Consider the following 9585-nt stretch of genomic DNA (forward strand, 5'->3'; position numbering starts at 1 on the left):
ACGGTCGTGACCGGGTGCTTACGATACTGGAGATGGATGACGGGTTGAGCACGGACCAGCTCGACAGCATCGCAGAAATCCTCAAGGCGGGGCACCATCTGCTGGGCCTCATCAATGAAGTGCTCGATCTGGCCAGCATCGAGTCCGGCAAAACGACCCTCTCGCTGGAGACGGTGGATGTGTCGACGCTCATCCGGGACTGCGCACAGCTCGTGCAGCCGCTGGCGACGAGCCGGGAGATCGACCTGCACCTGGAGATACCCGAACGTGCTGCCGCATGTGCCGACAACCAGCGCCTGAAGCAGATCGTGCTGAACCTGTTGTCCAATGGCATCAAGTACAACCATCCCTCGGGCGAGGTCCGCGTCATAGTCGAGCCCGATGGCTCGCGGCTGCGCATCGCCGTTGCCGACACCGGGGCGGGCATTTGCGCCGAACGCCTGGGCGAACTGTTCCAGCCTTTCAGCCGGCTGGGCGCAGACCACGCTTCGGTCGAAGGGACCGGCATCGGCCTCGTTATCACCCGCAAACTGACCGAAGCGATGGGCGGACGGATCGGTGTTGAAAGCGAGCCCGGCAAAGGCAGCCGCTTCTGGGTGGAACTACCTCTGGCACAGCTGTCGTCGCAACCGGCGCCGCTGTCCCTGCTGGCCAATGATTCCGGTGTTGCGCCAGTGACGGCAAGGCAGGGTGAGCATTACATCCTGTACATCGATGACAACCCGGTCAATCTCAAACTGGTCACCCAGATTCTGGACAAGCTACGCCACATCCGTCTGGTCACCATGTACGCGCCCGAGATGGGCATCGAGTTCGCGCTTTCGCATCAACCTGACCTGATCCTGCTGGACATCAACCTGCCCGACATGGACGGCTACCAGGTGCTGGAGGTATTCAAGTCACACCTCCAGCTGCGGCATGTGCCCGTGATCGCGGTGTCGGCCAACGCCATGCCCCGCGACATCGAACGGGGCATCGCCGCAGGCTTCGCCGATTACCTGACCAAGCCTCTCGACATCGGGCGTTTCCTCGCCAGCATTGATGCCCATCTGCCGGGCGTGATGGAGAAACGCAGCAATGACGCTCAAACATGATGACGCGCACATTCTTGTCGTTGACGACGAGCCAGCCAATCTCAAGCTGCTGGAAAAGCTGCTCGGCAGCGAGGGCTATTTTCGTCTGACCTGTGTGCAGGACCCACGCCAGGTTTTGCGTGCCTATCAGGAAATTCGCCCCGACCTGATCCTGCTGGATATCAACATGCCGCATCTCGACGGCTATCAGGTCATGGCCCAGCTCAAGGCATTGGACGACCCGCTGCTGCCGCCCATCGTCGTGCTGACGGCGGAGCACGGCCGCGAAAGGCTGCTCAAGGCGCTGGCGGCGGGGGCGCGGGATTTCGTCGGCAAACCGTTCGACCGCAGCGAGCTCCTGATGCGCGTGCGCAATCTGCTCGACGCCCACCTTGCCCACCGCCTGATGCACGAGCATAACGACGTGCTCGAAAAGCGGGTTCAGGCCCGCACCCGCGAACTGCTCGAAACCCGGCTGCAGATGGTGCGCCGTCTCGGCCGCGCCGCCGAGTACCGGGATAACGAGACCGGCCGCCATATCCTGCGCATGAGCCATACTGCCGCGCTGCTGGCCCGCCATCTCGGCTGGAGCGAAGCCGACGTCGAATTGATGCTGCACGCCAGCCCGATGCATGATATCGGCAAGATCGGCATTCCTGACGCGGTCCTGCTCAAGCCCGGAAAACTGGACGCCGGGGAGTGGAAGATCATGCAGCAGCATCCGGCCATCGGAGCCGAACTGCTGGGCGGCGACGACTCGGCGTTGATGACCATGGCGCGTCAGATCGCTCTGGCGCACCATGAGAAATGGGATGGCAGCGGCTATCCCCAGGGTCTCGCGGGCGAGGCCATTCCGCAGGCCGCACGCATCGTGGGCGTGGCCGACGTGTTCGATGCGCTCGTTTCGGCTCGCCCGTACAAGCCGGCGTGGCCGCGCGACGAAGCCGTTGCCTACATTCGCGACCATTCGGGCAGTCATTTCGACCCGACCGTGGTCGAGGTGTTCATGAAGGCGCTGGACGATATTCTGGCCATCCAGGAAAGCTATTCCGATTCCGTTGCCCCGTGACAGGGCTGCAATCAGGCGCGGGCACTGGCAACCCGCGGCCAATGCCCCCGACAGGCGTGCGCGTCCGGTGAAACGTTAAAGATTGTCAAGACAGGACCCCGGGCATCAACCGGAGACCGTTCGCTGCCGATAGACCGGTACGCGTTGCTTCGTCTGCCGGACGGGCAAATCCTGACACGTAACAATTCTCATGGTTTGATCATGGACTTCGGTCTGCCGCGCACTGCAAACCCTTTAACCCGGCCCGCCCCCGGCTGGCTGACGCCGACGATCCGCTCCGTGGAAATTCGGATTAGAAGTCGCTACACAATCCATCCTTACCTGCGAAGGCGAGAAATTCCTAGAGGAATCATGCGTCTGCCGAGAGCGGATTGAGCTGCCTCCCGTTTTCGTCCCAGCCGCAGTTAGAGTTGTGGGTTAAAGACTCCTGGGCTGGGTCATGCGTCCGAGCGAACTGCTCTCGCAACAGATAGCCGAGCGAGCTATAGGGCCGCTCGGTGTTGTACTCGATTCACCACAATTCAATCAAGCTTCTGGCATGACGCATGGATACAAACCAGTGCTCGTTCAAGCATTCATCCGGGAAGCGCCCGCTGAGACACTCAATATAGCCGTTTTCCAATGGCTTGCACGTCCAGATGGGCGACACAGCGAGGACCGGCCCATATAGCCTACCGTCACAATGCTGAAAGCTGGGTGCGCTTAGTTCAGCGATTTGCTCGAATTAGAACCGGTGAATCATGCCGACGACGCCCTCGAACAGAGAGTTGTATCCATTAAAGGATTGGGTAAAGCCAGAAGTCGAAGCAAGTTTGGTCCACTGACCGGTGAGATGATTGTAATTGACGCCGGAGTACAAATCTGTCCGCTTGGACAGATGGTAAAGAAGAATCGGGCCTGCCGTGACGCGCGTACCTTCGCCATCTGCATGATGCAGGATGTCGACATAGGCGGCACCACGCAACTCTATGGACGGCGTGAACAGATAGGATGCGCCTACCGAGAACGAGTCATTGCGATAATCAGCCGGATAGACGTGACTGAAGATGTATTGCGCGTAGATTTTGGCTTGGGCAAGCGCATAGGTCGCACCCACCATCGCAATCTTTTGAGAGCTGTCCGGAATGGCGATGCCGAAATAGGTATTGCCGTACTGCGTGCTAGCTGGCGTTGCTCCGCCAATGTTGTTGACCTGCTGATACACCGCGCCAATGTTCAAAGGACCAACGTCGTAGCTCAAACTGACGGCCGGCGAGGAATAGCGATGTATATCGCCCGCTACACCGCCAAACGTGTAGGCGCCACTTACCGTGAACCCAAAAAGCTTGTCGGATGTGTATTGAACAGTGTTATCGAGACGCGCACCGCCCACTAGGCCGGCAGATTGAAATCCCCACGTTGCTGCGTAATTGGCGAACCCAAATACGTCATGCGCGGACCCCATCAGATAGGCGAGGGCGTATTGCCGACCGAAAGTTACCGTGCCCAATCCTTGGTGTGAAAACCCGACGAATGCTTGTCGTCCGAACAGACGCTGCTGCCCTCCCGGCGTCGAGAACGCAAGTGCGCCCGTGTTCGCAACGAAACCAGATTCCAGCACAAATATCGCTTTGCTGCCGCCGCCCAAATCTTCGGTACCACGCAGCCCCCACCTGCTTCCAAGGAGCGCGCCGCCCGTACCCATGGTGATGTTATGGCCGCCGTCGCGTGTCTGATGGTTGTCGTAGCGGATTGCCTCGTCGATGACCCCGTACAGAGTTACGGCTGACTGACTCCACGCGGCATGCGCATGCAAGCCGACAATGCCGACCATCGACAATCCTGCTAGTTTTCCGATACCTCTACGCCGGTACCCCGATGTAAGTGAACGCTCGGACTGAGCATGCGCTTTATTTGAATATATTTTCACGAAAAGTCTCCAATTTAATATCGTTGTACTAATTGATGTGAAGCGTTGAATATCTTATTGAGAGATAAGATTCCGGTGTTTTCAGGGACGCTGCGTCTCGCAAGACGCAGCGTCAGGGTGGTGCGACGTTGCGGGAGACTTCAGTGACCAATGTCGGCAATCCTCGGCTGACCGGCGGTATGTTCCAAATCGTCGGGCATATGGTCGAGACCCACGCCGCTTGTCTCGATGCGAAGCGCCCAAACTGCAACGGCAAGCAGTACTTGAATGGCAACGACCGACGCGACTACCATGTTGACGCCGCCCATGGTGAAGAGCCACAGGACGAAGAACTGGCAAAGTGCGCTGGCCGCCCGCCCAGCCGTGCCGCATACGCCACTACCTCTGAGGCGATAAGACGTTGCGAAGAGTTCCGGAACATAAGCGCCTTGCCCTACCGCGACGAGGACGTAGATGCCGCAAATAAGACAGAGCCCGGCTACCAGGAGCATCGTGTTCGAAGCAGCGTGCTGATAGAACAAGCCCATCGCCGCTGTCACCAGTGCGGCACCGATAATTGCGGGCCGACGGCCCACGCGGTCGGCGAGGAAAATGCCGATGATTGTTCCCGCCGGCGCGCCCAACGACATCACGGTGCTGTACGACAACGACTTGACGATGTCGAAACCCTGACGCACGAAGAAGGATGGGAGCCAGTTAATCAGACCATAAACGCTGTAGCCGATAGTGACCATAATCAGCGAGCCGACCAGCGTCCGCCACACGACAGGTGACCTGAAGAGGACACCGATGGGAACGTGCTGTGGCTTTACCGGCTGCTCCCGCACGAAGTCGTCGAGCTCATGATTGCGTGAGATGTCTGCCTCAATCGACTGCAGCACCGCTTCGGCTTCGGCATATCTGCCCTGACTGACAAGCCATCTCGGCGACTCTGGCATCTTCTTTCGCAGCAGCCAGATGACGATTGCCGCGACCCCGACGATGGCGAACATGTAACGCCACCCGAAGTTCGGAATAATCCACAGACTGGTCAACGAAGCAATAAGAACTGCGGAGTTCGCGAACAGGGACAAGGCAGCCAGGAGTCGGCCTCTATAACGGGGCGGTACGAACTCCGACAACATGCCGTACGAGATAACAATCTCTGCCCCCATCCCGATGCCCATGATGAATCGCAGCGCGATGAGCCAGTACATGTTCGGCGCGAGCGTCGCAGCAAGCGACGCGCCACCGAAGATGATTAGATTCACCTGATAGGAAAACCTGCGCCCAAACCGGTCGCCAAGCTCACCCGCACTCCAGGCGCCCACCGTAAGCCCCGCGAACGTCATCGTGGTGAACCATGCGTTCATCTCAAGCGTGGACCAGCCAGTCTTGAGAAGCGAGCCGGTGACTACGCCGCCCAGATAAACGTCGAAGGCATCGAGGAAAAGACCGCCGCCGATGAGGAGGAACAGACGCCAGTGAAAACCACTCAATGGCAGCCTGTCGAGCCTCGGAGCGGCATAAACCGAATCCGACATGTTTGTCTCCTGAATTTGTTTTAGGAAGCTCGACTGAGCTAGTCTGCTGTGACTTCTACGGTCAAGGCAAGTAGCAGGAAGCTGAACGATTTACCGTGAAAATCAAGATTCAACGAGGCGTTTACACCGCCCTCCAGCGCGTCGCGAATCACAAAGTTGAATCCGTGAAGCGCAGGTATCTCGTATCGTTTGACCTCCCCTCGGAACAGGTCCGGGTAGGCGGCCGATACCCGTTCTGCGGTTAGCGAGGCCTTGATGTCGTCGTAATGCTTCGGGTCATAAGGCCAGACCGAGATGCACGACACATTTCCCTTGTCACCGGTACGAGCCGACGCGACTTCTCTGAGCGGAACAGTTTTCTTCATGACTGCAAGACCTCAACTTTGGTCTCAATCGCGTCGCGATTGACAAAAACAGCGTGGGTTTTCACCGAGGAGTCGATGTTGCCGCGATAGCCTCCGCCACCAGCCGGACCTGACACCCACAGACTTTCGACTTCCGATAACAAGGTTTCAGCCATCTCGCGGTCCGTCGTGCGCATCGCAGCGCGCACCCGAACATCCTGAGTGATGGCCTCACGCTGAATGGCGGTCGCATGCAGCGAGTTGATACCAATCAGGTCCAGACGAATCTTGTCCGCGCACCCATGGAGATTGCGCATGCGCTCTTCGATAATGGAGGCCGCCAGTCGGGCACGGTTCTCTGCGCCGGGACCGGCGTAGCTGATGCCAGCCTCAGCCAGAAAGCCACCGTCGAAGCCGACAATTGTCTTCAGTTGAGCAGGACGTTCGCGCCCGATGCCACCGCGAACAGCCACCCGGTCTTTGCCCGCCACTTCGATTTGCACGTTCGTGAAATCAGCTGTGACGTCCGGGGTGAGGTAAGCACGAGGGTCGTGTACTTCGTAGAGCAACTGCTCCTTCACTGTGAGTTCGTTGACAAACCCTCCCGTGCCGTCGAGCTTCGTGATGATGCAACTCCCGTCAGGCTGTACTTCCGCCAACGGAAAGCCGACATAGGCAAGGTTGGGCACTTCCTTGTATGGCGGGTCAGCGAAATATCCACCCGTTACCTGCGATGTGCATTCGAGCAGATGCCCGACCACCGTGCCTGCACCGAGTGTCATCCAGTCGTCGAGTTTCCAGCCATTGCGGTGCGCGATTGGCGCAAGGAAAAGCGAAGGGTCGGCCACCCGTCCGGTGATGACGATGTGTGGTTCTGTATCGAGCGCCGGGATGATGGCTTCCGCGCCGAGATACGCATTCGCCCCAACCATTCGCAGTCCCGCTTCTCCGACCGTTTTACCGATTTCGGGAAGGAAGGTTTGGTCCGAAATCTGACTGGTGACGTCATCGCCTTCGACGATTGCCACGCGGATTTTCAATCCCATGCGGCGCGCGAGGTCCACTGCGAGAGCGCCCGCGGCACGCGGGTTCGCGACACCCATATTCGTGACGATAGTCGTGCCACCCCGAACACACGCCTGCAGAACAGCAGCGAGGCGCTTTTCGAGGCGCGGGTTGTAGCCCTTATTTGGGTCTTGGGACCTTGCGAGATGTCCATAAGCAAGCGTCCGTTCTGCCAGACACTCGAAGACGAGAAAGTCGAGATTGCCTCGCTCTGCCAGGTCGCGCGCCGGGTCAATACGGTCGCCAGCGAAGCCCGCTCCGGCGCCGATGCGCACGGTGCTTCCAGCCATGGTTGCCTCCTAGATTTGTTCCGAAAATATTTTATCGTTCTGCTTTCGGAACATTAAAGGCCGGAGTCGCGACGAAGTCAAGCAGTTTTGTTCTCATATCGGATTTGACGTGTAAATTCGGAACGACTAGCATTGAGTCGGGCCAGCAGACTGCTGTACCTGCTGAAAAAGGAGACGACCGTTCAGCATCCGCACACCATCAATGCAGGCTCGACTGTGGTCGGCCTGACCGCGAAGGGACTGAAAAATGACAGCCAACCGAACGCCTCCCCGGGCGAATCCACTGGGTGCACGCAGAGACACGTCGCGTCCCGGTTTCCCCATTCCGGCAGGTGCGTGCGACTCACACATGCATATCGTCGGGCCGTTCGACAGATATCCATTGCGCGAGACGCGCTCACTCGAACCGCCGGAGTCGACATTCGCCGACTATCTGGAAATGAAGCGGGCGACGGGCATCGAGCGCAACGTGATTGTTCAACCGAGCTTCTTTGCGAAGGACAACGCGTGCACCTTGGACTCGACCGAGCGCATGGGCGAGCATGCACGTGCGGTTGTCGTGGTAGAACCGGATGTCGATGAGGCAACCCTCGCCGATATGCATGCCCGAGGTGCACGGGGCGTCAGGCTGCAGCGCGTGGTTGCCGGTGGGACGAGCACCGAGCAGATTGCGGAGATGGCATCGCGTATCCGCGATTTCGGCTGGCACCTGCAGCTCTTCGTCGATTCTGATGACGTGGAAGAACTGGCAGAGCAGTTGCATCGCTTGCCGGTGCCTGTCGTCTTCGACCATATGGCACACGTCTATAAGGAAAGTCCCATCAGTTCGCGGGGGTTCCGGACGTTGCTGGACCTGCTCGCTAGCGGCAAAGCCTGGGTAAAGCTATCCGCATGGCGCTTTTCTCCGGACAACGCACGGGCGCGGCAACTGGTCGATGCGAATCCTGAACGCGTCCTTTGGGGGAGCGATTGGCCGCACGTCTCGTATGAAGAAGATGTGCCCGACGACGGGAAGCTGCTAGACCGATTGGCGACGTGGGCACAGGATTCAGCCACGATTCAGCGAATATTGGTAGACAACCCTGCCGAGCTTTACTTTCGATGCTAGTGACCGCAGGAGGCCGGAGTAAGGCCCACGGCGCGTCGCCACCTCAGGGCCTAGTCTTCACGCCACTCGTCAACGACTACCATTTGATAGTTACTCGCCGCGTTACTATCACGTTTTCCCAAGCACGCCAGGACATGACAATGGACGAACCGGTCGACGTTGAGACCACCTCCTCGCGGAAGCAATATGAGACGACGCGCTCGCCGGCTCGGGTGCTGCAAATCATCTATGAGCTTGCGACCAGTGCGAACGGCCTGTCGCTCTCCAGGCTTGCCGCTCTGACGCATCTACCGAAAACAAGCTTGCTCACCCTGTTGCGTTCCCTGGAAGCGGCAAACTATGTTGTCAATGTGTCGGGCGCGTACAGGCTGGGAAGCGAAACGTATGCGATTGCTACGGCAATCCTGGCGAAAGAACGCTTTCTTCCGTCGGCTCGACCGTCGCTACAGGCCCTGTTCGCCGAAACGGGAGAAACCGTTCAATTGGGCATCCTCGCTCAGGACGAAGAGTTGGCCGAGACCATCGAAATTATCGAAACACGTAAGGCGGTCAGATTCTCGCTTTCTGTCGGCCTGCGTCGCCCGCTGCATTCCAGTTCTATCGGCAAGCTTCTGTTGGCTTACCAGCCAGCGCAGTGGACAGAAAGGTATCTGCAGCGAAAACCACTCGAGGTCTTTACGCCACAGACCATTTCAACCGTTCCTGAGCTGATGGATGAACTGAGCCGGATTCGGGACGCTGGTGTCTCAATTTCGCACGAGAGCATGTTCGAAGGCATGAGCGGAATATCGGCTCCAATCTGGAATCAGGCGGGTCACATGCTCGCCGGCGTGAGTGTCACAGGTCCTACATACCGTCTGCGCCCCCTTGAGTCTGGCCTGTGCGATTTGGTCAAACATGCGGGAGAAGAAATTTCCCGAAAACTTGGCTACAAAGGGAGTTACCCTAGCAAGCTCCAAAATGCGGACGATGTCGACGGAGATGCTGCCCATGCAGAGAAGACTCAGGCAATTGGGTAAAGGTGTCGTTCACTGCAACCGCCGACGAGCCGCCTTCAGAGGTGACTGCGGCGGCCCATCACAAAAGCATCAACCCCATCCAGCCGCAACACGTCTGAACTTGGCCGCATCCTAACTCGACGGAGTTTGCCTCACTCTCCGCAATCTTGAGCATCGAGAGCAGGGTAAGCGCGAATTTAAGCGCA

General features: G+C 58.4%; 9 protein-coding genes. 4 read left to right on the forward strand and 5 right to left on the reverse strand.

All coding sequences use genetic code 11. The annotated features are described in order from the left end of the window. The coding region (locus tag L810_RS39425) for an ATP-binding response regulator (protein ID WP_218921752.1) at positions 1–1094 on the forward strand (1094 nt) is incomplete at its 5' end. Continuing rightward, positions 1078–2142 carry an HD domain-containing phosphohydrolase gene (locus L810_RS39430; protein ID WP_012431273.1) on the forward strand — a complete coding sequence of 355 codons (1065 nt, stop codon included), beginning with the start codon at positions 1078–1080 and terminating at the stop codon, positions 2140–2142. The genes L810_RS39425 and L810_RS39430, both read left to right, overlap by 17 nt. Positions 2143–2653: 511 nt before the next feature. Here L810_RS39430 and L810_RS48200 read toward each other — a convergent pair. The 5 genes from L810_RS48200 to L810_RS39450 all read right to left on the reverse strand — a co-directional run bounded on the left by L810_RS48200 (position 2654) and on the right by L810_RS39450 (position 7273). Next, positions 2654–2791, reverse strand: coding sequence for an integrase core domain-containing protein (locus L810_RS48200; RefSeq protein ID WP_370689605.1), 138 nt, complete (start codon positions 2789–2791; stop codon positions 2654–2656). A gap of 75 nt (positions 2792–2866) precedes the next feature. Beyond that, the gene (locus tag L810_RS39435) at positions 2867–3955 is read right to left on the reverse strand and encodes a porin (protein ID WP_012431274.1); all 1089 of its coding nucleotides are present in this window, start codon (positions 3953–3955) and stop codon (positions 2867–2869) included. 236 nt (positions 3956–4191) lie between these two features. Beyond that, positions 4192–5574 carry an MFS transporter gene (locus tag L810_RS39440; RefSeq protein WP_012431275.1) on the reverse strand — a complete coding sequence of 461 codons (1383 nt, stop codon included), beginning with the start codon at positions 5572–5574 and terminating at the stop codon, positions 4192–4194. A 38-nt stretch (positions 5575–5612) separates the two neighbouring features. Further along, positions 5613–5939, reverse strand: a complete 327-nt coding sequence (locus tag L810_RS39445; protein ID WP_012431276.1) for an AtuA-related protein — start codon at positions 5937–5939, stop codon at positions 5613–5615. Continuing rightward, complete coding sequence (locus L810_RS39450) at positions 5936–7273, reverse strand: acyclic terpene utilization AtuA family protein (RefSeq protein WP_012431277.1); 1338 nt, start codon at positions 7271–7273, stop codon at positions 5936–5938. Before L810_RS39450 ends, L810_RS39445 begins: the two co-directional genes overlap by 4 nt. 349 nt (positions 7274–7622) lie before the next feature. Here L810_RS39450 and L810_RS39455 point away from each other — a divergent pair, with 349 nt between their 5' ends. Both L810_RS39455 and L810_RS39460 read left to right on the forward strand, forming a co-directional pair. Next, positions 7623–8381 carry an amidohydrolase family protein gene (locus L810_RS39455; RefSeq protein WP_021163732.1) on the forward strand — a complete coding sequence of 253 codons (759 nt, stop codon included), beginning with the start codon at positions 7623–7625 and terminating at the stop codon, positions 8379–8381. A gap of 140 nt (positions 8382–8521) precedes the next feature. Further along, positions 8522–9400: an IclR family transcriptional regulator gene (locus L810_RS39460; protein WP_012431279.1), complete on the forward strand. Its 879-nt coding sequence runs from the start codon at positions 8522–8524 to the stop codon at positions 9398–9400. Positions 9401–9585 lie beyond the last annotated feature (185 nt).

This window comes from Burkholderia sp. AU4i (assembly GCF_000466765.1).
Classification (GTDB): Bacteria; Pseudomonadota; Gammaproteobacteria; order Burkholderiales; family Burkholderiaceae; genus Burkholderia; species Burkholderia cepacia.

Coding starts and splice junctions, on each gene's coding strand:
- L810_RS39450 (WP_012431277.1), bottom strand. CDS start 7,273: ATGGCTGGAAGCACCGTGCGCATCGGCGCCGGAGCGGGCTTCGCTGGC.
- L810_RS39460 (WP_012431279.1), top strand. CDS start 8,522: ATGGACGAACCGGTCGACGTTGAGACCACCTCCTCGCGGAAGCAATAT.
- L810_RS39445 (WP_012431276.1), bottom strand. CDS start 5,939: ATGAAGAAAACTGTTCCGCTCAGAGAAGTCGCGTCGGCTCGTACCGGT.
- L810_RS39455 (WP_021163732.1), top strand. CDS start 7,623: ATGCATATCGTCGGGCCGTTCGACAGATATCCATTGCGCGAGACGCGC.
- L810_RS39430 (WP_012431273.1), top strand. CDS start 1,078: ATGACGCTCAAACATGATGACGCGCACATTCTTGTCGTTGACGACGAG.
- L810_RS39435 (WP_012431274.1), bottom strand. CDS start 3,955: ATGGTCGGCATTGTCGGCTTGCATGCGCATGCCGCGTGGAGTCAGTCA.
- L810_RS39440 (WP_012431275.1), bottom strand. CDS start 5,574: ATGTCGGATTCGGTTTATGCCGCTCCGAGGCTCGACAGGCTGCCATTG.